The organism is Mycolicibacterium chengduense (genome assembly GCF_033741155.1).
Classification (GTDB): domain Bacteria; phylum Actinomycetota; class Actinomycetes; order Mycobacteriales; family Mycobacteriaceae; genus Mycobacterium.
The window spans coordinates 311610-333645 of sequence record NZ_JAWQNH010000005.1; the positions used below are offsets into that span (position 1 = coordinate 311610).

General features: G+C 66.1%; 20 protein-coding genes and 1 pseudogene. 12 read left to right on the forward strand and 9 right to left on the reverse strand.

The annotated features are described in order from the left end of the window. Positions 1–7 precede the first annotated feature (7 nt). The 3 genes and pseudogenes from SBI67_RS20050 to SBI67_RS20060 form a co-directional block, all read right to left on the reverse strand. Positions 8–502 (reverse strand): annotated as a pseudogene (locus SBI67_RS20050) (IS30 family transposase); the annotation flags it as partial. A 324-nt stretch (positions 503–826) separates the two neighbouring features. Continuing rightward, positions 827–1228, reverse strand: coding sequence for a hypothetical protein (locus SBI67_RS20055; RefSeq protein WP_318982245.1), 402 nt, complete (start codon positions 1226–1228; stop codon positions 827–829). A 427-nt stretch (positions 1229–1655) separates the two neighbouring features. Next, a complete protein-coding gene (locus SBI67_RS20060; RefSeq protein WP_318982246.1) occupies positions 1656–2648 on the reverse strand; it encodes a hypothetical protein in 993 nt (330 codons plus the stop codon). Between the two features lie 228 nt (positions 2649–2876). On the opposite strand from SBI67_RS20060, the gene SBI67_RS20065 reads away from it, so the two are divergent. Then, on the forward strand, positions 2877–3365 hold the full coding sequence (locus tag SBI67_RS20065; protein ID WP_413232542.1) for a MarR family winged helix-turn-helix transcriptional regulator: 489 nt from the start codon (positions 2877–2879) through the stop codon (positions 3363–3365). Positions 3366–3374: 9 nt separating this feature from the next. On the opposite strand, the gene SBI67_RS20070 is transcribed toward SBI67_RS20065, so the two are convergent. Then, complete coding sequence (locus SBI67_RS20070; protein WP_318982247.1) at positions 3375–4754, reverse strand: H(+)/Cl(-) exchange transporter ClcA; 1380 nt, start codon at positions 4752–4754, stop codon at positions 3375–3377. A 121-nt stretch (positions 4755–4875) separates the two neighbouring features. Between SBI67_RS20070 and SBI67_RS20075 the strand changes: the two genes are divergently transcribed. Then, the gene (locus SBI67_RS20075; protein ID WP_413232543.1) at positions 4876–5766 is read left to right on the forward strand and encodes a DUF389 domain-containing protein; all 891 of its coding nucleotides are present in this window, start codon (positions 4876–4878) and stop codon (positions 5764–5766) included. A 9-nt stretch (positions 5767–5775) separates the two neighbouring features. Here SBI67_RS20075 and SBI67_RS20080 read toward each other — a convergent pair whose 3' ends face one another. From SBI67_RS20080 to SBI67_RS20095, 4 genes are read right to left on the reverse strand one after another with little or no spacing between them, the layout of a single operon-like run. Beyond that, positions 5776–6717, reverse strand: a complete 942-nt coding sequence (locus SBI67_RS20080; protein WP_318982249.1) for an amidohydrolase family protein — start codon at positions 6715–6717, stop codon at positions 5776–5778. After that, complete coding sequence (mhpA, locus tag SBI67_RS20085) at positions 6714–8237, reverse strand: bifunctional 3-(3-hydroxy-phenyl)propionate/3-hydroxycinnamic acid hydroxylase MhpA (RefSeq protein ID WP_318982250.1); 1524 nt, start codon at positions 8235–8237, stop codon at positions 6714–6716. The genes SBI67_RS20080 and mhpA overlap by 4 nt, the downstream gene beginning before the upstream one ends. Continuing rightward, complete coding sequence (locus tag SBI67_RS20090; RefSeq protein WP_318982251.1) at positions 8234–9178, reverse strand: fumarylacetoacetate hydrolase family protein; 945 nt, start codon at positions 9176–9178, stop codon at positions 8234–8236. The genes mhpA and SBI67_RS20090 overlap by 4 nt, the downstream gene beginning before the upstream one ends. Further along, positions 9175–10299: a VOC family protein gene (locus SBI67_RS20095; protein ID WP_318982252.1), complete on the reverse strand. Its 1125-nt coding sequence runs from the start codon at positions 10297–10299 to the stop codon at positions 9175–9177. Before SBI67_RS20095 ends, SBI67_RS20090 begins: the two co-directional genes overlap by 4 nt. 129 nt (positions 10300–10428) lie before the next feature. Here SBI67_RS20095 and SBI67_RS20100 point away from each other — a divergent pair, with 129 nt between their 5' ends. The 4 genes from SBI67_RS20100 (at position 10429) to SBI67_RS20115 (ending at position 12547) form a co-directional block, all read left to right on the forward strand. Then, on the forward strand, positions 10429–11064 hold the full coding sequence (locus tag SBI67_RS20100) for a TetR/AcrR family transcriptional regulator (RefSeq protein WP_318982253.1): 636 nt from the start codon (positions 10429–10431) through the stop codon (positions 11062–11064). 208 nt (positions 11065–11272) lie between these two features. Then, the gene (locus tag SBI67_RS20105) at positions 11273–11539 is read left to right on the forward strand and encodes a hypothetical protein (RefSeq protein ID WP_413232544.1); all 267 of its coding nucleotides are present in this window, start codon (positions 11273–11275) and stop codon (positions 11537–11539) included. A gap of 52 nt (positions 11540–11591) precedes the next feature. Beyond that, on the forward strand, positions 11592–11936 hold the full coding sequence (locus tag SBI67_RS20110; RefSeq protein WP_318982589.1) for a heme-binding protein: 345 nt from the start codon (positions 11592–11594) through the stop codon (positions 11934–11936). Between the two features lie 248 nt (positions 11937–12184). Continuing rightward, positions 12185–12547, forward strand: a complete 363-nt coding sequence (locus tag SBI67_RS20115; protein WP_318982255.1) for a histone-like nucleoid-structuring protein Lsr2 — start codon at positions 12185–12187, stop codon at positions 12545–12547. A gap of 53 nt (positions 12548–12600) precedes the next feature. Here SBI67_RS20115 and SBI67_RS20120 read toward each other — a convergent pair whose 3' ends face one another. Then, positions 12601–14586 (reverse strand): cellulase family glycosylhydrolase, encoded by a 1986-nt coding sequence (locus tag SBI67_RS20120; protein WP_318982256.1) that lies wholly within the window; start codon positions 14584–14586, stop codon positions 12601–12603. A gap of 1312 nt (positions 14587–15898) precedes the next feature. Here SBI67_RS20120 and SBI67_RS20125 point away from each other — a divergent pair. The 6 genes from SBI67_RS20125 (at position 15899) to SBI67_RS20150 (ending at position 22017) form a co-directional block, all read left to right on the forward strand. After that, positions 15899–16474 carry a hypothetical protein gene (locus SBI67_RS20125; RefSeq protein WP_318982257.1) on the forward strand — a complete coding sequence of 192 codons (576 nt, stop codon included), beginning with the start codon at positions 15899–15901 and terminating at the stop codon, positions 16472–16474. A gap of 191 nt (positions 16475–16665) precedes the next feature. After that, the gene (locus tag SBI67_RS20130; protein WP_318982258.1) at positions 16666–17451 is read left to right on the forward strand and encodes a DeoR/GlpR family DNA-binding transcription regulator; all 786 of its coding nucleotides are present in this window, start codon (positions 16666–16668) and stop codon (positions 17449–17451) included. After that, a complete protein-coding gene (locus SBI67_RS20135) occupies positions 17448–18929 on the forward strand; it encodes an FGGY-family carbohydrate kinase (protein ID WP_318982259.1) in 1482 nt (493 codons plus the stop codon). The genes SBI67_RS20130 and SBI67_RS20135 overlap by 4 nt, the downstream gene beginning before the upstream one ends. 22 nt (positions 18930–18951) lie before the next feature. Next, a complete protein-coding gene (locus SBI67_RS20140) occupies positions 18952–20277 on the forward strand; it encodes an ABC transporter substrate-binding protein (protein ID WP_318982260.1) in 1326 nt (441 codons plus the stop codon). Between the two features lie 61 nt (positions 20278–20338). After that, on the forward strand, positions 20339–21205 hold the full coding sequence (locus SBI67_RS20145) for a carbohydrate ABC transporter permease (RefSeq protein ID WP_318982590.1): 867 nt from the start codon (positions 20339–20341) through the stop codon (positions 21203–21205). Further along, positions 21202–22017: a carbohydrate ABC transporter permease gene (locus tag SBI67_RS20150; RefSeq protein WP_318982261.1), complete on the forward strand. Its 816-nt coding sequence runs from the start codon at positions 21202–21204 to the stop codon at positions 22015–22017. The genes SBI67_RS20145 and SBI67_RS20150 overlap by 4 nt, the downstream gene beginning before the upstream one ends. Positions 22018–22036 lie beyond the last annotated feature (19 nt).

Here is a 22036-nt window from a genome sequence, read left to right on the forward strand (position 1 = left end):
GGCGGATTCAATCGGTCGTCGCAATACCGGCCTGTTCGAGTGATAGTAGATGGTCGTTGAGTGCTTCGGCGGGGGTCTTCCATCCGAGCGTTTTACGGGGTCGGGTGTTGAGTGCGTGAGCGACTGCTTCGAGGTCATCGGCGTTCCATCATGACCGGTCGGTGCCCTTCGAAAAGTGCTGCCGTAAAAGCCCATTGGTCTTCTTGTTGGTTCCGCGCTGCCACGGGGAATGCGGATCGGCGAAGAACACGGGGATGCCGGTCTCGACTTTGAATGCAGCGTGAGCGGAGAGTTCTTTGGCCCGGGCCCAGGTCACCGAGCGCTTGAGCTGCTGGGGCAGCGTATTCATCGTGGCCGCCAGTGCGTTCTTCATCGTGATCGCCCCGTAGCCGGCCAGGGCCGGGCCGGTCTTGATGCTGTGTCCGTGCCGGTAACCATGCTCGCGTGGCAGGTGGACCAGGATCGTGAATCGGGTCATGCGTTCGACCAGGATGCCGATGGCTGGACTGATCCCGGTTTGGTTGACTCCTTGATGTGCCCTGGGTTGCATGGAGTCGGTTTGCTTGACTCTTGGTCACGATGTCCGCCGAAGGAGCCGTGTCCGTGCCCAAGCGTTATCCCGAAGAGTTCCGTCGCAAGGTGCACGGCGTTGAGTTCACCCTTGCCGCCCACCGAGTTTGCCGCTTGCCGGATGGCCATGGCCGTCGCTGCGGGGTGATATCGAGTCGACATTGCACGGTGAGCCGTCTGTGGTGGCTCTGTCACCATCGTGGTGATCACCCTGCCCGCCGCCTCCGCACCGGCGTCGGCAACCATGGACCAACGATTAATGCTGTGCGGACCATTCGACGATGTGCTCGTAGGCGGCCCGGTCTGCGGGGTTGGTGGCCTGGGCGAACACCAGGACGATGTCTTCGACGACGTAGCTGTTGGCGGTGTCCCCGGCGTAGCGTTCGGCAGGGCCGCTCTGGGCGAACGTGACGATCGAGACGGGGTCCGAGTCGACTGCGCCGGTGCATTGCAGTCGTGCGCATGTCGTCGCCGTGACGTCGTGGGCGTTGGGTATCGGCATGCCCGATCGCTTGATGGTGTCGGCAATGCCGTTGGCGGACAACTGGTTCAGCGGCACCCCGGCTTCTGGCGGCGCCGGTGTGGCGCCGGCGGCTTGATGGCTGGCGCACGATGTCAGCGCGACGGCCGTCACGGCGATCATCATCGTCGGTTTCATCGCACTGCCTCCGTAACTGCCGACCATAGTTGTTCCCGTTCAGTAGGATTGAGCACCGGCGCAAAGGTTACGACGATGTCGTCCACCACCCGTAAACCGCGCGGGTGTGCATACGCTCGTGCGGCCGAGGCCGATGCGAACGAGGTGACCTGAACCGTGTCGGTGATCACCGATTGTCGACATTGCGGGTTGTGGCACGCTTGGTCGGTAACGTCCAGGGCGTTGGGTGCGGGTAGCCCTCGTCCGCGCAGAAATCCGATGATTGTCCATGGCGATATCTGCTTCTGCGCTACGTGGCCGAGTTGTTGGACCGCCGGTGCCGTCGTCGTCGGTGCCGAAGCCGAAGACGAAGACGATAGGGCGCCGTGGGGTGCCTGGCCGGCGCAGGCGGCGGCGATCGCCGCGAGGGCGACTGGGACAGCAGCTCTTAGTATTTTTTGCATGTCTCGTAGGTGTTGATCAGGGCTTGTTCGGTTGCTGGCGGTCGGTAGACGCGGTCGGTGCAACCACCGGTGGTGATGGCGATCGGGCCGGTGGCGTGGCCGTCTCCGTCGATATCGCCCTGGATGTGATCGGTCGCTGTCAACAGCGTCGGTCCCGGCAGCGCCGCGACGAGGGGGAGATGGCGGCGGGCGAGCCGCTCCGCGTCAGCCTGGTCATGCGAAGCGGTCTTCTCGGCCAGCCATACCGGCGCACTGACCCGCCCACCGATCGTCAGCTTGCTCAGGTGTGGAATCGCTTGGTCGGCATTGACCTGTGCCCATAGTGCCAGCTCCGCGCTGCTGGGATAGCGGTGCGTGGATTTGATGTCGGCGGGATGGTCGACTCCGGCGCTGACGGTCCAGGTCAACGCTGCCAGCTCCGGATACCGGTCGGTCAGCGTGGTGATCGCAACGGTGGCGTCGCGGTAATCGGCGCGCTCGGCCAGCTGAATCGACCCTGTGTTGAAATGGCCCCACTCTTGGATGGGGTGCCGCCCGCCGGGATGGGCGATGTTTGCCCGCAAGGTCACCGTCGCCGTCGGAAAGTCGTGGCGCAGCCGTGCCCAATCCCTTGCCTGGGCGACGATTTCGTCGTCGTTGACGATTGGCAGGCGCCCTCCGTCGATCGCGAACACATTCCAGCCGTGGTGGGCATCGAATTCCGTGCGGTACCCGCTGAAGTCGACTTCGCGCAGCCCGCGCAGATAGCGTGTCGCGATGGCAGCGAGTTCGTCGGCACCGATGTCGACAGTGGTCTCGGCGTCAATCGTGAAGTTCACCCGGCCCTGGTTGGGAAGGTTGGTGGCCTTACTGCTGACCGCGATCACGCCGGGCAGGTGGCCGATCTCGTCGGCCAACTTCGCGACCTGTTCCTGCCGGTCCGGCGGCGTCGCCGCGCATCCGCTCAACAGGACCGCAGTCAGGGATGACAGGAGCACCCCGATACGTCGAGCAATCACCCGCGGCCCTCGGGGGCACATCGGGTGAACGGCAATCTGCTCAACCCAGATCGGGGGTGGACGTGTTCGACGATCGTCACGTCCGTGTCCCTTCTGTAACGAGTGATGGCCAACCCGATCGTAGTGCAATAGTTGCAGTATGCAACGTTGAGTGCTGCGCCGACGCGGGGGCGTTCCTCCGGTACTGTGGCGCGGGGGAGGGGTGGAGTGAGCGCAAAGGGCAGGACGATCGTCGACGAGTCCGCCGAAACGTCGGTTGACGACATCACCGATGCGCTCATTACGGCTTCCCGTCTGCTGGTGGCGATTTCGGCCCGCTCGATTGCCGAGGTCGACGAGTCGATCACCATTTCGCAGTTTCGGGTGCTCGTCATCTTGTCGACGCGCGGCCCGTCAAATCTGTCGACCCTGGCCGGACTGCTCGACGTGCAACCGTCCACGATCGGCAGAATGGTCGAACGTCTGGTGACGGCCGGGTTGTTGGAGCGACGCCCGCACCCACACTCTCGTCGTGAATTGGTTGTGGAGCTGAGCGCTCGTGGGCGCAAGACGGTGCGCACCGTGACCATGCGGCGCCGCAACGAGATAGCCCGCGTGGTGCAGGCGATGCCGGTTCGGCAGCGACACGGTCTGGTGGACGCGTTGACCGCGTTCACCGCTGCCGGCGGTGAACCCGCTGCCGATGGTGATTTTTGACGTCCCTGGCTAGCTGGGCTTCCCACGGGCCACCGCCAAGGCGGCGGCCCGGTCGGTGAGCAGGTCATAGATCGGACGCGAACGCAGCGCGACGGCCACCAGGAGCGCGCTCGCGCAGGCACCCAGCATGGGCGGAAGTTGGTTGGTCGTTCCGGTGAGTTCGGTGGCGAGAATCAGGCCCGTGACGGGCGCCTGCACGGTCGCGCTGAAGAAGGCGGCCATACCGATCAGGGCAAGCGCCGCAGATTCGGGAGGGGTCGCATCGAGGTGCCCGGCAACCAGCCCGATCAGCAGTCCGGTGTAGGCGCCGAGTACGAGCATCGGGGCGAACAGACCGCCCGGGGTGCCCGCGGCATAGGACACGGCGCCGAGGACAAAGCGCAATGCCAATATCCCGACGACGGCCCCGGCCGCGCCGTGCCCCAAAAGGGCGTCCTGGGTGAGGTTGTCGCCGCCACCGGCAAGGTCGGGAGCGCACCAGACCAGAACCCCCACCGCGGCACCGATCGCGGCGGCCCGCGCTTCGGCCGGCCATCGGCTGGTGTCGGCAACGTGCAGCCCGAACATCAGTGCCTTGTTGTACAGGACACCGAGCAGGCCGGCGGTCACCCCGACGGCCAACACCCAGCCGGCGTTGCTCATCTGTGGGTTCTGCAGCTCCGGCATCCGAAAGTCGCTGCCAGAGTGCACGAATGGGTATGCCGCGGCGAAGCCCGACGCCGACGCGATCAAGGTGGCGATGGTGGTGCGCGGATCGAATCGCTTGACGAGTTCTTCCAACACGAACACACCACCGGCGATCGGGGCGTTGAACGCCGTCGCCAACCCGGCGGCGGCACCACCGGCCGCGAGGACCCGAAGATCGGACATCGGGCGACGCGTCACTGACGCGACAATGACGGCGATCGAGCCGCCCATCTGAACCGACGGGCCTTCCCGGCCGAGCGCCAGGCCGCCGCCCATCGACAACAAGCCACCGACATACTTGATCGGCAAAATCCGAAACCGGCCCGGCTCGGCCCGACCCGCCACGACGGCCTCGACGTGCGGGATCCCGCTCCCTTCGGCCTGCGGTTCGAGCCGGCGCACCAGGGCCGCCGCCGCCGTGACCGCAGCCGCGCAGCCGAGCACGACGACGAAAAACCCCCACGCGCTGCCGTGCGCCCACCCGCTGACCGCTGTGCGCCATTCCGACAGGTAGGTCAGCGCGACCCGGAAACTGGCGGCAGCCAGCCCGGTCAAGGCGCCGACCACCGCGGCGGCAAGGACGAAACCGATCAGGCTTTCGGCGCCCTCGCCCTCGGTGTCCACCGGACGTGAGGTCGGCATCCGCCACCCGGTGAAGATGCTGCGCAGCCAGCGCGCCGGCGTCGGTGTGCTGTCATTCACCCCTCTATCTCTAGCTGGTCGGGGAACGCGGTGCACAACCGGCCACACCGTCGGCTGCGGAGGATAGGCTCGCGCTGTGCTGCACCTGCGTGTCATCGCACCGGAGCATCTGCGTGAGCCGATCCTGGACGTGCTGCGCGGCGAGGCGGGCGTGGGCAATCTACTGCTGTTCCCCGGTGCGGCGCTGGCGCCGGCCGGCGACGAGATCACCGCCGATATCGCCCGCGAGTCGGTGAACGACGTGATACGCCGGCTCAAAGAGCTCGACGTCCAGCATCAGGGCGCCATCACGCTGCACGCGCTGGACACCGTGCTGTCCACCCAAGCCCATCGTGCCGAAGATGAGGCCGAGGGCGACGCCGCCGACGCGCTGGTGTGGGACGAACTGATCGCGCGCACCCGGGACGACTCCGCGCTGACGATGACGTTCCTGCTCTTCCTTATCCTGGCGTGTCTGCTCGCCGCCGTGGGGGTGGCAACGGATTCGTCGGTCACGGTGGTGGGTGCCATGGTCGTCGGCCCGGAATTCGGACCACTGGCCGCTTTGTCGGTGGCGCTGGTTCGACGACGCGGCGGGCTGGCGCTGCGGGCTGTGCTTGCCCTAATCGTTGGTTTTCCGGTGGCGATGGGCGTCACGGCCGTGGCGACGCTCGGCGCCGAAGCCATCGGCTGGATCACGCTGGACACCGTCGCCAATGTCCGCGAAGTCGACTTCATCTACCAGGTCGGGCCGGTGTCGCTGGTCGTCGCGCTGCTGGCCGGTGCGGCCGGCATGCTGTCCCTGGTGTCCGCCAAATCCGGTGCGCTGATCGGGGTGTTCATCTCGGTCACCACGGTGCCCGCAGCGGGTTTCGCGGTGGTGGCCGCGGTGCTGGGGGACTGGTCGGTCGCCGGCCGGTCGGCGCTTCAGCTGCTGGTCAACCTGGTCGGCATCGTCATTGCCGGTGTGCTGGTACTGGTGCTGCGGCCGAGTCGGTCGATGATCCCGCGGTCGGCACAGAACGTGTCGTAGGACGTGCCGTCATGGCCGATGCCCGAGGAAGCGCTGCGCGTTGGCCGAAGTTACTGCCCGCCAGTCCATCTCGGGGTCGGCGTCCAGGGCGGCGATCTGCTGGCCCACCGCGAACGCCGGCGTCCAGCAGGAGTCACTGCCGTAGAGGATGCGGTCGGCTCCGACGACGTTGCGCAGGACGGCGGCCTGGGTCGGCATGGGTTTGCCGGCGGTGTCGAACCACATGCGGCGCAAGTGGGCATCGGTGCTCAGCAGTCCTGGTGCACCGCCGTCGGATGCGGGCCACAGGCTGCGGAACATCTCGATGCGCTCCGCCAGCAGCGGCAGGGCGGCACCGCAGTGCGGGATCAGGAAGCGGATACGGGGATAGCGGGTGACGACGTCGGCGAAGATCAGATCGGTGATGGTGCGCGTCGTCTCGAACATGAACTCGACCATCGGGGCGGGGCGTCCCAGCGCCACGGAATCCGCGTCCGGTGGTGAGGTCGGGTGGACGAACACGATGGCGTGCCGCGCGTCGAGGCACTCCCACAACGGGTTCAGCGACGGGTCACCGAGATAGCGTCCGCCGCTGTTGCTCATCAGCACCACGCCCACCGCTGCGTGCCGATCGGTCGCGCGCACGGCCTCGGTGACGGCGGCGTCGACATCGGGCAGGGGAAGCGAGGCGAGAAACGAGAACCGCTCGGGGTGTGCGGTGACCGTCCGGGCCGCGAAGTCGTTGACGTGGCGCGCCAGTGCAGCGGCATCGGCCGTGAACGACACGCCGGGGGAGGACACCGACAGCAGTGCGTGCCGGATCCCGTTGTCCGCCATCAGCGAGAGCTGCTGTTCGACCGACCAGGACGGCCATTGGGGCATGCCGTCGGGATGTTCGATTCCCTCGGCGATCGCGGCGCCGACGTAGTCCTCGGTGACGAAGTGCGCGTGGACGTCGAGCCATTCGGTCATCGTGGCTGCTGCGGCCGAAACGTGGGCAGGTGGGGTAACACGGTGTCGAGGTGGCGGCCGGCCGCCATGACGGTGCCGTCCGGGCGTACGACGGCGGCGTCGGCCCGGCCCCGCGACAGCCATGTCGCCAGCTCGGTGCCGGGGTCGGCGACGACCACTCGTGCACCCCTGGTGTCGATGGCGGCGTGTTGATCACCGCGCGGTGGCGTCGTGGTGATCAGCGCGAAGCCGCCGCCTTGGACATCGTCGAGGCGCTGACCGTTGGCCAGCAGCGCATTTGGGGCGAGGCGGCCGGTCAGGCCGGGCCGCAGGGTGCGGCGAGCGCCGACGAGCGCGGAGCGCCGCAGCGCCGGCGTGGCCCCGTCGACGAGCTTGTCCCGCAGTCCGGGGATCAGGTGAAGCCGCGGGGCGATCACCCGACGGAGTGCATCCCCGAGGCGCCCGCCGGCCGTCATCGCCTTACCCACACCCAACGCGGTGGCGATCATGTACCGAGCGTGCGGTTTACGTTCTGCTTCATAGGAATTCAGTACAGCTTCCGGAAAGTCACCGCGCAGCACTCCGGCGAGTTTCCACGCCAGGTTCATCGCGTCACGCAACCCGGCGCACAAACCCTGACCGATGAACGGGGGAGTGAGGTGCGCGGCGTCACCGAGCAGGAAGATCGGTCCGCTGCGCCACCGGTCGGCGATGCGCGCACGGAAGGTGTACTCCGCGACCCGGACCAGCTCCAGGTCGCGGTGGTCGATACCGGCGATCCACGGGCCGATCAGCGGTGTCAACGCCGACAGGTCGGCGAAATCCTGCGCGCGCTCGGTGGGCAGCAGCCGGAACTCCCACCGATACCGGGTTGGCCCGATGCGCATGTAGGTGGCCGCGCGGACGGGATCACAGACTTGGTGCACGCCCTCCCACTGCGCCAGCTCGGCGGTGGTGGCGATGTCGACCACCAGCCAGCGCTGGTCGAAGCGCCAGTCGGCCATGGTGACGCCGATCCGGTTGCGCACCAAACTGTTTGCCCCGTCGCAACCCAGCACGTAGTCGGCGTCGACGACGTGCTGGGCACCGCTGTCGCGGTCGGTGTAGCTGACGCGCACCCGCCCGCGGTGGTCGTCGGTGACGTCGGTGACCTCGACGTTGCCCCGCAGCACGACGCGCGGATAGTTCTTCAGATTGGTCCGCAGCAGGTGCTCCAGGTCGGGTTGGTCGTACATGTTGGCCTGGGGGTAGCCGTGCACGCCGATCTCGGTGGTGCGGCCGAACTCGGCGAGCACGTGATGGGTCTTGTCGAGCAGGCGCAGTCCCAGCGCCGGTCGCGAGATGGCGGCGAACTCGTCGGCGATGCCGAGCCGCGCCAGGATGCGCATCGACTCGTCGTCCAGGTGCACCGCGCGGGGCTGCGGGTAGACGCCCTCCCACCGGTCGAGAACCAGTACGTCGACGCCGTAGCCCGCGAGCAGGGTCGCGGCCGTGATCCCGGTCGGCCCGGCCCCGACGACGATGACGACGGGCACCGTCATCCGTAGACGACCGGCGTGCGCTGGGTGCCGAGATCAATCGTCCCGTCGTCGGTGGCCACCCGGGCCTCCACCACGTCGCCGTGCTGCAGGTATTTGCGGTTCCCCGCCTGGCGTTTGAAGAACGCCTTCCACTTCACCGCGGGCGGCAGCAGGGCCCCGATCATCTCGATCGGCTTGGGTGGCGCGCTCAGCGCCGTGCCGGCGGGTGTGCCGGTGAGTACCAGGTCGCCTGCGGAGAGATCCTGGAACCGGGTCAGTGACTGCAGGGCCCGCAGCGGCCGGTAGAGCATGTCGCCTTCGACGAGCGCGTTCTGCCGCTGCTCACCGTTCACCGACAGCTGCAGGCGCAGATCCCCGAAGCGTGCGAGTTCCTCGGCGCTGAGCAGAACCAGCGCCGGCCCGACGGGAGTGAACGTCGGGTAGGACTTGGCCTCGTAGAACTGCGTCTGGGGCAACTGGATGTCGCGCGCGGACACGTCGTTGGTGACGACCAGTCCGGCGACGACCTCGGCCAGATTCGCTTCGGTGATCGAGGTCCCGACCGGCACGTCCCGGCCGATCACGAGCCCGATCTCCACCTCGTAGTCGAGGAAGCGGACGTGGCCGGGCTTGACGATATCGGTGAAGGGGCCGCTGATGGAGGCTGAGGACTTGCGGAAGAAGGTCAGCGGAGTGGTTTTCGGGTCCATCCCGGAGTCGACGACGTGGGACTCGAAGTTGGTCATCTGAGCGATGACCCGGCATGGCGTCGTGACCGGAGACCGCAGCTGCAGGCCGTCGACGGCGACGGTGTCGGCTCCTGTCGCGCCCGCCGCGGCCTCGATCGCCGCGCGGTCGGCCAGCAGCTCACCGGTGGTGCCGGCTTTGGTGTGAATGAGGTTGGCGCCGTTGGCGGTCTGGACATACCAGGCGTCGTCGGTGCGCAGCACGGAGATGGTCACGAGGTGGCTACTTTCAACAGGCCGAGGAGGCGGTGGACGTCGAATTCGTTGTCACGGCGTAGGGCGCTGATCATCGACAGTGCTTCAGCGCGAGCGGATCGCGGGCTGGTGCCCAGGAAGTCTGCGGAGACGGGCGGACCCCACTGCGCCAGCCCGGTGGCAGTGAACGGAGCCCATCCGGGTTCGAGCGTGTTGTCGAACATGTCGCCGTCGGCGAAATGCTCGACCAGGAAACCGTCCGGGTCGCGCCAGTAGTCGAACAACTGGCTGCCCTGGATATGACGACCGATGCCCCATGACCGGAAGTAGCCGCGCTCGGCCAGGTACTCGCCGCCGGCGGCCAGGGCGTCCAGGTCGGCGACCTGATACGCCGAGTGCACGTAGCGATTCGCCGGTCCCAACGCCATCGCCAGGGTGTGGTGGTCGGCCGGCGTGGCACCGCGGTCGCAGCGGATGAAGCTCATGGCGGGTCCGCGGTCACGCTGACCGGGGAAGTACAGGAAGTCGCTGACGATCATGCCGAGGTTGTCGAGATACCAGTTGAGTGCCTGCAGGTAGCGGGTGGACTGCAGCACCACGTGGCCGAGTCGTTGGACGCGGGCGGGCACCCGCAGCGGGCGTTGCGTCGCGTTGATCCGCGGGATGTCGTGACCGGTGTTGGTCACCAGCGGGCGTTGCGACGGCAGCGCGGGCAACTCCCGCATCCCGGCCACCACCCGCACCGGGATGCCACTGGGATCGAGTAGCTCGGCCACCAGACCGCCGATGGTTTCGGGGAGCGGGCGGGTGGGGACGCCGGCCACTTCGGCGAGCTTGAGGACGTCGAGCTCGTCGTGCGCGGCGAAGGCGACGCCGGTGAAACGGCTTCTCGCGCCCCGCCGGACGATCACGCACGCGGCACCGGGATCGGTTCCCCGCAGCTGCAATTCGTCCGGTGTGCTGGTCGACACCTGAAAGCCGAAGGCCCGCGCAAACGCCTCGGCGCGCACCAGATCGGGTTTCTCGAACTCCAGCCAGGCGATATCGCGGACCTTGATCACCGGATTGCGGGACCGGCCGCGATGTTCGCCGCGGCGTGCCCCGTGCTCACTGTGAAGGTCCTTGTGGACGTCGACGTTCACGTGGCGGCTCCTAACTGTCTGACGAAATCGTCACATACGACGGCACTATCAGTCAAGGATGCTGACGAATTCCTCAGTCCTGAGGCAGGGGCATATGATGGCGCCCACCGGATACCGGGAAGGAGCCTCATGACCGTCGACGATGCGCCGTCCGTCAATCGAGTCGAGCGGCGCAAGCAACGGACCCGCGCGGCGCTGATCAAAGCGGCGCAGGCGTTCATTGCCGAGGGCAAGCTCAACGTGCCGATTCTGGAGATCACCCAGGCGGCCGATGTGGGGATGGGCTCGTTCTACAACCACTTCACCAGCAAGGAGGAACTGTTCGATGCCGCGGTCGTCGACACCCTCGATGCGCACGGCGCACTTCTCGACGAGTTGACCGCCGCGATCGACGATCCCGCCGAAACCTTCGCGTGCAGCTTTCGATTGACGGGTCGACTGTTCCGCAGCCGCCCCCAGGAGGCCCAGATCCTGCTGAACAACGGTCCGTCGTTGATCAATTCCGACCGTGGCGTAGCCCCGCGGGCCCGCCGCGATCTGATCGCCGGCATCGAGGCCGGCCGTTTCACCATCGAGGATCCCGAGCTTGCCTTGGCGATCGCCGGCGGCGTGTTGATGGGTGTCGGCATCCTCGTCAGGGATCATCCCGATCGCGACGATGGCGCCACCGCCGATCTGGCCACCGAAAACCTGTTGCGAGTCTTCGGCTTGCCTGCCGACGAGGCCCGTGCCATGTGCCGAAAACCCCTTCCCGACATCGGCTAATTAGCTGTATTCATATGTGAAATCGCAACATCCAGTCGGGGGAGGATGGTGCTGAGTCGCCGTGGCCCCAATACCTGACGCACGAAAATGGTCAATACGATTTCGCGAATCGCACATCGGCCTATCCTCTGCTGATATCGACCCCCGGGTCGTGAACACAAGGAGGATCGTCGTGCGAATACAACAACGTTTCCTCATCGCGGGAGTTATGCCCTTGGCCCTCGGCGGCGCCGGTGTACTGGGCGCACCCACAGCGGCAGCCGACTGCACCAGTGCTGGTTACGCGACGGTCTGCGCACAAGGTGATGTCCGGGGAGGTGGGCCGACTCCACCGTCGGTGGTTTATCCCTCGTATTGCGCAGACCCCTGGTATTGCGACGATGACTGGGATATGGACGTTATTTGGGACCCGGGAATTGACATCGGTCGACCCGGCCTTCCCGGCCGGCCGGGGGGAATCGGGCCGCGTCGTTAGATAAAGCCGATCGGTGCTGTGCGCAGTTCGAACCGCAAAGGAGTTTTACACCATGGTTGTTCGTAGTCTGATTGGCGCCGGTCTGGTAGCCGGTGCACTGATGGTGGGAAGTTCTGCCACCGCTGCCGCCGATCCGCCGAACTGCACGGCCGCAGATCTGGCCGGCGTGATGTCGGGTGTATCAGCGGGGACATCTGCCTATCTGTTTACGCACCCGGACGTGAATGCCTTCTTCACCGGACTCAAGGGTAAGACGAGGGAAGATATGCGCACGGCCATCAAGGCGTACTTCGACGCGAATCCACAAGTGAGCGACGAGCTGAGGGCCGTCCGGCAGCCCGCCGCTGATTTCCGGGATCGCTGTAACACCGCGGTGCCCGATATGCCCATGGGGTGACCGGCCCCGAGTAGTCGGTGTGAAAGTCGCCGGCGGAAAACGACGGTTCGCCGGCCGTCTGGGGTGTCGATATCCGCAGCTGTGGGTTCCGATATGAGCCTGCGTCGATTTTGCCGTTCGGCGTGGTCCGACTCCGCGGAATCGCTATGTGTTCGCCGTGAATCATGTGTGCGCCGGTAGTTGACATGTGAAGCACTGTGTACCCGCTGGTAGCCTGCAATGGCAATCCAACAGATGGGGTATTTTCCATGGCCGAACGTGTCGTCCGCCAACTAATTGACGACTTGGATGGTTCCGAGATTCCGCATGGCGGCGGGGAGCGTGTCGAGTTCTCGCTGCGCGGCGTCGAATACCAGATCGATCTGACTGCCGGCAACATCGCCAAGCTGGACAAAGCACTGAAACCGTATATCGATGCGGCGGTAAAGGTTCGTGGCGGGCGCTCGCGCCGGACAGTGAAATCTATTTCTGCCAACGGTAGCGGTAGCGCCAGCGGATCAAAGGAACAGCTTGCGGCGATCCGTAAGTGGGCAAGGAAGAACGGGTACGAGGTGTCTGATCGCGGCCGTATCAAGGCCGAGGTCCTCGAGGCTTTCGAAGCCGCTCACTAGACTTTCGCCCCCGAATGCCGTGGCATTCGGGGGCGAATAGTCGTGCGGTTGGGTTATTCCGACGTTCCGGTGCCAGTCGACGCGCCGGCGGTGGCGCTCGATCGTCCCTCCGATGTCGCAGCCGGGGTGCCGGAGGTGGCTTCGGGCGCTTTCGGCTTGCTGTCGCGCTTACCCTTGACCCCCGCCTTCGGCTTCACGGGCTTGACCCCACTCGGGCTGGTTGCCGACTTCGCGCCGGGCCGGGTCACCTTGTCGCCGGTGGTGTTGTCCGTTTTCGTTGTCGACGCGTCGGACTTGTCCGAGGCGGGCTTCGACTCTGCCTTCGAATCAGCCTTCGAATCAGCCTTCGAATCAGCCTTCGAATCAGCCTTCGAATCAGCCTTGGTATCCGTCTTGGGCGTCGTGTCGGTCTTGGGATCGGACGTGGTACCGGACACCGTGTCCGTCTTCGTGTCGGACGTGCTGGCAGGGACCGTGTCGGTCTTCGTTTCGGACTTCGGATCAGTCTTCGGACCAGACACCGTGGCCGGCGCGGGATCGGTGGTCGGTTCGGTGACCGCCGGTTCCGTGACGGTGACCTCGGTACCGGCCGTCGTCTCGGTCGCCGTCTCGTCCGTGGCCGTCTCGGTGGCCGTCTCATCCTTGGCCGTGACCTCGGAAACCTTTGTCTCCGTGTTCGTTTCGGTAGCCGTCTCGGTGGTCGCCTCGTTGTGCTTGATCGCCTCCGGTGCGGCGTCGGCAACGGTGGTGTCCTTCGCGGTGACCGAATCCGCTGTGACGGCTGTGGTGACCGGGCCGGTGGCGGCCGCGGCGAGCTTCGCGCTCGCCGCGCTCGTCGTGGGTTTGACCCCGAAGATCCCGCCGAGCAGGTTCTTGACCACATTCACCACCGTCGACAGCGCCATCGGCACGAAGTTGACGATATTGCTCATCACGCTGGCCACGGCGGTGAAGAGCTGTTGCACCAAGCCGCCCAGACCGGCCGCTGGCGTCCCCGGCGTGGTGGTGGGGGGAGTGGCTCCGGTCAGCTGCAGGATCAGCTTCCGGATGACGTCGGCGGCTGCCTTGGCGTTCCAGTTGTAGTCGAACAGCCCGAGGTGGTCTTCCTTGGTGGTGCTGTCCTGCGGACCGGTGTCCTTGGCGTTGTAGATGAAGATCGGACCACCGTTGAGGAACTTCTGCCACGCCGTGATCATGTCCTCCAGGTACTGAGCCTGCTTCGCCTGATCCTCGGGCGTTCCGGTCATGGTGGGCTGACCGTATTCACTGATCCAGATCTTCAGATCGGAGTCGCCCTTGACGTTCATCAGGGCCCGAATGGCTTGCAGCTGAGCCAAGGCCGAGGTGCCGGGCCAGGTATTGGCCGGTCCCTGGCTGAACATCAGGGTGTAGTTGTACGGGTGGAATGACAGGGCATCGAAGTAACCCTTGGCCCCGTTGGCGTACATCTGCGTGATGAAGCTGACCGGATCCAGTGACAGGTTGCCGATGGTCAGACCCGCACCTACGACTCCGCCGATGACCTTGATGTCCTGATTGGTGGTCGCGGCCACCGCCTTGATGGCGGTGTAGGCCTTCTTCAGCATCTCCGTGTAGGAAGCCGCGTCGACCGGGTTCCATTCGAAGATGGCGTTCGGCTCGTTCCAGATTTCGTACGCCGAGATCTTGCCTGCGTAGCGCTGGGCGACAGCGGACGCGAACTTGGCGTACGCGTCGGGATCGGGGTGACCGTTGGCGATGTTGCCGGCCCAGGCCGGCGTCTGGTTGAGCACGCCGAGGATGCCCATTCCGCGGTCGGCGGCGGCCTTGACGATGTAATCCGTCTTGGACCAGTCATAACTGGTGGAGTTGAGCGGCTGGACGCTCCGCCAGAACACGCCGATGCGGACATTGGTGACGCCGATGGACAGCATCTTGTCCAACGTCTTGTCGATGTCGGCATTACTCATGCTGTAGAGGTTCGACTCCGCGACACCGATCGTGGTCGAGGAGTCGTCGATGGTCGCGGTGTTGATCACCTCGTACGAGGCGTGCCGCATGGTGGGCAACAGGAATTGGCTTGTGGTTGCTGCGAATAGCGATATCGCAACCACCGCAATCGTGGACCGGATGGCAATGCGCCGTATCGGTCTCCGGGCATGGTTCATCACGGTAACTCCTGTTCTGACGGTTGAGGGGTCCGAGCACCTGGCTGAAGACTGCTCCAAAACTTACGGGCCTGCTAGCAAATCGGCAAAATTTAGAAAAACAGGCTTTGAGCTGGGATTTGTTACCCGAAAGTAGGCGGATCCAGCAAATGGTCTAATGAGTGCGCCATTTATCAAAACGTTACCCATAAGCCTTGTTATGGCAAGCAACGGCGCGACACGCCGAGAGGTTCGCGCCGTCAGGCGAGATTTCCGATGTTCGTGGCGGAATGTCTTGTAGTGCAACAGTTTTCGGAGCCACCATGGGCATGGCCTCGGCCGAGCGCAATTGAAACGCTTCGGTACCTTGCGCATTGGCAAATTTTGGTGCAGCGTCCGCCGATTGGCGGACAGGCGTGATATTTACATTCTGGACAATATTTCCCGGGCGTGCCGCGGTATCGCGATTCGCGCCCGCCGTGGGCGGCTGCGGGGCGATCTGCAGGTCGCACCGCCTTACGCGAGCGATAATCTCAGAGGTTCCTAATACTATTCTTAGGTTTCTTACTTTTGCCATAGTGGTTCGCGGCGGCACCACCCAGGTCGAAATGGTGGTGTGCCGTGCGACTGACGTGAGTGCATGCCGTGCTCGGGGGAGCCCTCCGGCCGGATGGCGCACGTGCAGACGGTGGCCGAGTTCCCTCGGCGCGCGACGGTCCTCGACGGTGATCACCCAGCCGAACAACCAGCTCAGCGCCGTGCACGAGGGGCGGGCGGCAGTTGCGCGGCCTGCCCGGCGCGAGCGCCCGCACGGCAGCAGTTGGTTCCGGGACCGGTTGTCGGGTGCTGGCGCCGGTACCCGCGTCCGGGGCCAGAGCGACCTTTCGCGGGTGGGGTTCCTATCTGGCTTCCACGGGTTCGCTGCCGGCCGGAGCTCGCCGGGCCCACGGCCTCAGTGCAAACATCCGGCCAGCCGGTCCGCGTGGTGAGTATTGCTGCCGCCGCCCGCTGCGTGCGGGCACGCCGCGATCGACGGTTCTCGGCCGGCCCTGCGGCCGTCGAGTCGGCTGCCGCATAAAGAATGGTGCGATCGGGGTCGAAATGGCGAACCGGCGCGGCGGTGTGCGGACTTTGCTTGAAGCCGATCGGAGCGTCGCCGCGATGTGGCGGGCGGGCCGGGCCGACCACTCCGGCCGCGACGGCGCCCATTGTTACCCTTGCGCACGTGTCCGATGAGAACGAGCCCGAAGGCGAGAACGTATCCGAGGATGCCGCGCCAGACGCCGAGCAGGCCAAGTCCGGTTCGAATTTCGGACCCGGGGTGCTGGCCACGATCGCGATGCTGGTCGCCATCGCGACACTCGGCGCATCCGCGTGGATGTGGCGCAATCCCACCCAGCCCGATGCCCCGGCTCCTGCCGAGGCTGCGACACCAACCTTCTCCGACGCCGAGAAGAACGACGCCAAGACCAAGCTGTGCGCAGCGTTCGAACTCGTCCGGGCCGGTGTGGCCAACAGCAGCGCCTTGCAGGCGCCCGGCGGCGATGCGGATGTCTCCGGCGCGCTCGCGGTGGCGGCCAACGCCCGACTGGCCCTGTACGGGGGTGGTCAGTATCTACTGGCCCGCATCGAGCCGGCGGCACCGCCGGACATCGCGGACGCGGCCCGCAAGTTCGGTAACACCCTGATGGACATCGGCGCCGCAGCCATGGCGCAGGTTCCCAAGAGCGACCCGGGCCAGGATGCCCGGCTCAAGGACGCCGACGCCCAGAACGCGGCGGTCGAGGAGCTCTGTAAGTAGTAGCCCCGGCCATCCCGCCGACGGGCGGGTTGGTGCTGCGCGCCAGCGGTCACAGCGGCGTGAGAAAAATTCTCACGTATGTGTGGACAAGTCACATGCGGTGTCATACATTCACACGCAATGATCGAATCAGCTGCACACTGGCCACCAACGACCACCGTTAATGTGAATTTTACACATCGGTGCGAGGCGTGACGGTGGACGCGAAGACCCGCCGTGACCGCATCGAGCAGCGGCTGCGCAGTGAGTTCGAGGTCGGTTACGCCGAACTCGCCGCCGAATTCGACGTGTCCGAGATGACCATCCGGCGCGACGTCGAGGCCCTCGAAGCGCTCGGCGTGCTGCGCCGCGTGGTGGGCGGCGCGATCGCCGTCAAAGGCAAGGACGCCGAGCCGTCGTTCGCGACACGGGTGGCCGACGCTGCCGAAGAGAAGCGCCACATCGCCGACGCGGTCGCCGACCTGGTGAGCCATGGCGAGACGCTGATCCTGGACTCCGGCAGCACCGCGCTGGCGGTGGCCCGGTCGCTGCGTGGTCGCCGGCTCGGCCTGACGATCGTCACGCCGAGCATCCTGGTCGCCCTGGAGCTCGTCGACGAGCCCGACACCACCGTCGTGCTGACCGGAGGGGAAGTGCGTCCCGGCGAACTGAGCCTCATCGGGCCGACCGCCGAGGACACGTTGGCCAATTACAACTGTGACACCTTCGTCATGGGCGTCGCCGGGATCGACGTCGACCGCGGAATCTCGGACTACCACCACGGTGAGAGCCGGGTGAAGCGCTCGGCCAGCCGCCGTGCCGACCGGGTCATCGTCGCCGCCGACAAGAGCAAGCTCGGCCGGGTCACCTTCGTCAGCATCGCCGCACTCGCCGATATCGGCGTCATCGTCACCGACGGCGAACCCGACCATCCCGCCCTGGTCGCCGCCAGGGTAGCGGGCGTCGAGGTCATCTGCGTCGCAGGCGGTGCGGCATGAGTGGCTACACCATCGGCGTCGACATCGGTACCACCGGCACCAAGACGGTGCTGCTGCACACCGACGACGGCATCGTCGCCACCGCCGCGCGGGAGACCGCCCTGTATTCCACCGGACCGGGCATCGCCGAGGCCGACACCGCGCAGTGGCACCGCAACGTCGTCGAATCCATCCGCGAGGTCCTCGCATCGGCCGAGGTTCCCGCCGACGCCGTCGGAGCCGTCGCCACCTCGGGTATGGTGCCCGCCGTCGTCCCGGTGGACCGGGCCGGAAAACCGTTGCGGCGTGCCATCCTCCAGAACGACGCGCGAGCACACCACGAGGTGACGGCGCTGGCGGCGGAGCTGTCCGGAGTCGACCTGGTGACCCTCACCGGATCGGCGCTCACCCAGCAGTCGGTGGCCCCGACCACGGTGTGGCTGCGCGAGCACGAACCCGATGTGTACGCCCGCACCGCGCACTGGGTCGGCTCCTATGACTGGGTACTCACCGCACTCGGGGCGCCGTGTCACGTCGAGCAGAACTGGGCGCTGGAATCCGGGCTGTTCACCATCGACGGATCGATGGCTGATGCCGTGGTCGCCGCCGCTGGGCTCGATCCGGGCACCCTCGCGCCCGTGTACCGCCCCGGGACCCTGGTCGGTGAGCTCAGCTCGCAGGCCGCCGAACTCACCGGTCTGCCGGCGGGCACGCCCTTGGTGGTCGGCGGCGCCGACCACGTGCTCTCCGCATATGCGGCCGGTGTGAACCGGCCCGGCGACGCGTTGGTCAAACTCGGTGGCGCCGGGGACATCCTGGTCGCCAGCGACACCCAGGTGGTCGACGAACGCCTGTACCTCGACGCCCACCCGGTGCCGGGGCATTGGTTGCCCAACGGATGTATGGCCACCAGCGGCAGCCTGATCCGCTGGTTCCAGACGCTGGTCGGCGGGGCCGAACTCACCACGCTCGACGACGAGGCCGCCCGGTGCGCCCCGGCCGAAATCCTGTGCCTGCCGTACTTCCTCGGCGAGAAGAGCCCGCTGCACGATCCCGATCTGCGCGGCACGTTCGCCGGCCTGCACCTCGGACATACCAGGGCCGACATGTATCGGTCGGTGCTCGAGGCGATCGCCTTCGGCTTCCGTCACCACGTCGATGTCTTCACCGATATCGGGGTTCCGTTGCGTCGGGTGATGATCACCAACGGCGGCTCGAAATCCACGCTGTGGAAACAGATTCACGCCGACGTGCTCGGTCTGGAGATGCTGCCGGTGCGTGGGCATCCGGGGGCGTCGCTGGGCGCGGCGGTGATCGCGGCCATCGGGATCGGCGCACTCGACGATTGGTCCGACGCCGCCCGGTTCATCACCCTGGACCCGCCGTACGTACCCGATCCGGCTCGCGCGGCGGTGTACGACACCGCCTATGCGATCTGGCGCGATCTCGGCGCGGCAATGGCGCCGATATCGCACCGCATGGCCAGAACCTCCCGATGATCACGAAAGGAACCGTGCCGCAATGAAAATCACCACCACCCCGACACCTGGGCGGAGGCGGCCGTTCGTGCTGGCCACCCTCGCGGCCCTGGTGTCCGTCGTCGCACTGTTGCTGAGCGCCTGTGCCGGCAGCGGCGGCCCCGAGCAAGCCCAGGCCACCGGCACGGGCGAGGTACCCAAGAACACGTCGGGCACCGTACGCATCCTGATGGAGAACGTGCCGGACAGCGACATCGTGAAATCGATGGTGTCGGACTTCAACAAGGACTACCCGGACATCAAGGTCGACATCGAGCAGCTGACCTATGACCAGATGCGCGACAAGCTGGTGTCCTCCTTCCAGTCCAGCACCCCGAACTATGACCTGATCGTGGTGGACAACCCGTGGATGGTGGACTTCGCCAAGGCGAAGTTCCTGCAGCCACTGGACGCCCGCATCGACAGCACCTCGGACTATGACGCGGCCGACTTCTTCAAGCCGCTCACCGACATCACCACCGTCGACGGCGTCCGCTACGGGGTGCCGTTCTACAACTACGCGCTCGGCTACCTGTACAACACCGACGATCTGGCGCAGGCCAAGCAGACGGTGCCGACCACGTTGGACCAGCTGGTCGCGGTGTCGAAGGCGCTCAAGTCCGGTGACCGCGCCGGCATCGCGATGCAGCCGCAGCGCGGGTACAAGATCTTCGAGGAGTGGGGTAACTGGTTGTTCGCCGCGGGCGGCTCCATCTACGGTGCCGACGGCAAGCCCACCCTCAACACCCCGGAGGCCAAGCGGGCGCTGCAGGCCTACATCGACACCTACAAGAACGCCGCCCCGCCCAACAGCCTGAACTGGAGCATGGACGAGGCGCAGCGCTCACTGGCCGCCGGCCAGTCCGCGTCGATGATCAACTACAACTGGCAGCTGCCGGCCGTCAACGAGCCCGGATCCGGCCCGTCGGCTGGCAAGTTCAAGCTGGCCACCATTCCCGGCGGCAAGCAGGTGCTGGGCTCGTGGAGCTGGGCCATCCCGGCCAACTCGGGTGCCTCGGACGCCGCCTGGGCCTTCGCCTCGTGGATCACGGCTAAGCCGCACGATGTCGCCCGCACCGAGAAGGGCGGCGCCGCCATCCGGCAGAGCACCCTGAAAGACCCGGCCGTCCTGAACGGCAAGTTCGGCGCGGACTACTACCAGACGGTGGAGAAGCTGCTGGCGAATTCCGCTCCGCTGAGCCAGGGCCCGAGCGGTGAGGAGATGATCCAGGCCGTCGGCACCGAGCTCAACGAGGCCGTCGCCGGCACCAAGAGCGTCGACGACGCATTGGCCGCCGCGCAGGCCGCCGCCGAGAAGATCCAAGGCTAGCTGACCCCTCGCAGCTGGCTTCCCCGAAACCGACCACCCCGCGAAAGGAGCAATGACCATGATGCAGTTCAAACACGGCATGGTCGCCCCCCTGATTGCGCTTTTCGTCGGGGTGGTCGGTTTCCCGTTGGCCTACGCCTTCTACCTCAGCGTCACCGGCTACAAGCTCACCGATCACGGCACGCCGAAACTGGTGGGCGCCAGGAACTATGTCGACACCTTCGGCGACGGCGAGTTCTGGCATGCGTTCGGGACCACCGCGTTGTACGTGCTGGTCGCCGTCGGGCTGGAACTGATCATCGGGCTGGCGATCGCGCTGGCCCTGCAAAAGCAGCGCTGGGCCCGCGATCTCACCCGCTCCATGCTGCTGGCCCCGATGTTCATCACCCCCATCGCGGTGGGTCTGATCTTCCGCTTCCTGCTCAACGACCAACTCGGCGCCATCCCGCACCTGTTGCGCGTCATCGGGATCGACTACGACTTCTTCGGTCCCGGCCGTGCCCTGTTCACCATGGCGTTCATCGATGTCTGGCAGTGGACGCCGTTCATGGTGCTGCTCCTGCTGGCCGGGCTGGAATCCATTCCCCGCCAACCGTTGGAGGCGGCCCGGGTGGACGGCGCCAACGGCTGGTATGTGCTGCGCCGGGTCACCCTGCCGCTGCTGGCGCCGGTTCTGGTGGTGGCCATCATGCTGCGGTCGCTGGACGCCATGAAGGTGTTCGAATACGTCTTCGCCACCACCCGCGGCGGACCCGGCACCGAAACCGAGACCCTGCAGTACTTCATCTACCAAACCGGAATCCAGTTCTTCCGGCTGGGCTCGGCGTCGTCGATGGCCTTCGTGGTGCTGCTGCTGGTGCTCACGGTGATCGTGTTCGCCTTCCGCCGCATGGAGAAGGCGCGCACCGACCAGGCGGGGCGGTCATGAAGAACTCTCTCGCGCTGACGATCTGCCGGGTGGCCCTGCTGTGGGCCGCAGCGATCACCGTCCTGTTCCCGATACTGTGGGTCGCGCTGGCGAGCGTGAAAACACCTCAGCAGCTCAATGATCCGTTCCTGCTGAGCTTCACCCCGGTGTTGGACAGCTGGCGTGCCGTGCTGTCCTCGGACATCCTGGGTGCGGCCGGACGCAGCGCCCTGGTCGCACTCGTCACCGTCGGCATCAGCGTGGTGGTCGGCAGCATGGGCGCCTACGCCATCGCGCGGTTCCGGGCCGGCGGCACCGCCACCCGGTTCGGCATGCTGGCAGCCCAGGTGCTGCCGCCCGCGGTCCTGGTGTTCCCGTTCCTCACCATGGCCTACGCGCTGCGCCTCAACGACACCGTGGTGCCCGTCATCTTCGCGCACCTGAGTTTCGTGCTGCCCGTGGTGACCTGGTTTCTCATCGGCTTCTTCGAGGCGGTGCCGCGCTCCTTGGAGGAGCAGGCCCAGGTCGACGGCTTCACCCGATTCCAGGCCTTCCGGATGGTGGTGCTACCGCAGGTGTATCCGGGCATCGGCGCCGCCGCCATCTTCGGTTTCACCCTGTCGTGGAACGACCTGTTCTACGGCCTCATCCTGGCGCCAGGAAAGGCCGCCATCCTGCCGGTGGCCATCGCCGGGTTCAATACCTTCCGCGGGGTGCAGATCGGCTCGATGAGCGCGGCGATCCTCATCGCGGTGGTCCCCGTCGTCATCGCCAGCTTCTTCATCCAGCGCCGGCTCGTGCAGGGCATCAGCGGCGGCGCGGTCAAGTTCTAAAGATTGGTGAGCACAGCGT

Bases quoted from the DNA above. Each gene is read 5' to 3' on its own strand.
- SBI67_RS20120 (WP_318982256.1), bottom strand. From the start codon at position 14,586: ATGCGGCACGCCTCGTACGAGGTGATCAACACCGCGACCATCGACGAC.
- SBI67_RS20135 (WP_318982259.1), top strand. From the start codon at position 17,448: ATGAGTGGCTACACCATCGGCGTCGACATCGGTACCACCGGCACCAAG.
- SBI67_RS20100 (WP_318982253.1), top strand. From the start codon at position 10,429: ATGACCGTCGACGATGCGCCGTCCGTCAATCGAGTCGAGCGGCGCAAG.
- SBI67_RS20055 (WP_318982245.1), bottom strand. From the start codon at position 1,228: ATGAAACCGACGATGATGATCGCCGTGACGGCCGTCGCGCTGACATCG.
- SBI67_RS20145 (WP_318982590.1), top strand. From the start codon at position 20,339: ATGCAGTTCAAACACGGCATGGTCGCCCCCCTGATTGCGCTTTTCGTC.
- SBI67_RS20105 (WP_413232544.1), top strand. From the start codon at position 11,273: ATGCCCTTGGCCCTCGGCGGCGCCGGTGTACTGGGCGCACCCACAGCG.
- SBI67_RS20080 (WP_318982249.1), bottom strand. From the start codon at position 6,717: ATGACCGAATGGCTCGACGTCCACGCGCACTTCGTCACCGAGGACTAC.
- mhpA (WP_318982250.1), bottom strand. From the start codon at position 8,237: ATGACGGTGCCCGTCGTCATCGTCGTCGGGGCCGGGCCGACCGGGATC.
- SBI67_RS20150 (WP_318982261.1), top strand. From the start codon at position 21,202: ATGAAGAACTCTCTCGCGCTGACGATCTGCCGGGTGGCCCTGCTGTGG.
- SBI67_RS20115 (WP_318982255.1), top strand. From the start codon at position 12,185: ATGGCCGAACGTGTCGTCCGCCAACTAATTGACGACTTGGATGGTTCC.
- SBI67_RS20110 (WP_318982589.1), top strand. From the start codon at position 11,592: ATGGTTGTTCGTAGTCTGATTGGCGCCGGTCTGGTAGCCGGTGCACTG.
- SBI67_RS20140 (WP_318982260.1), top strand. From the start codon at position 18,952: ATGAAAATCACCACCACCCCGACACCTGGGCGGAGGCGGCCGTTCGTG.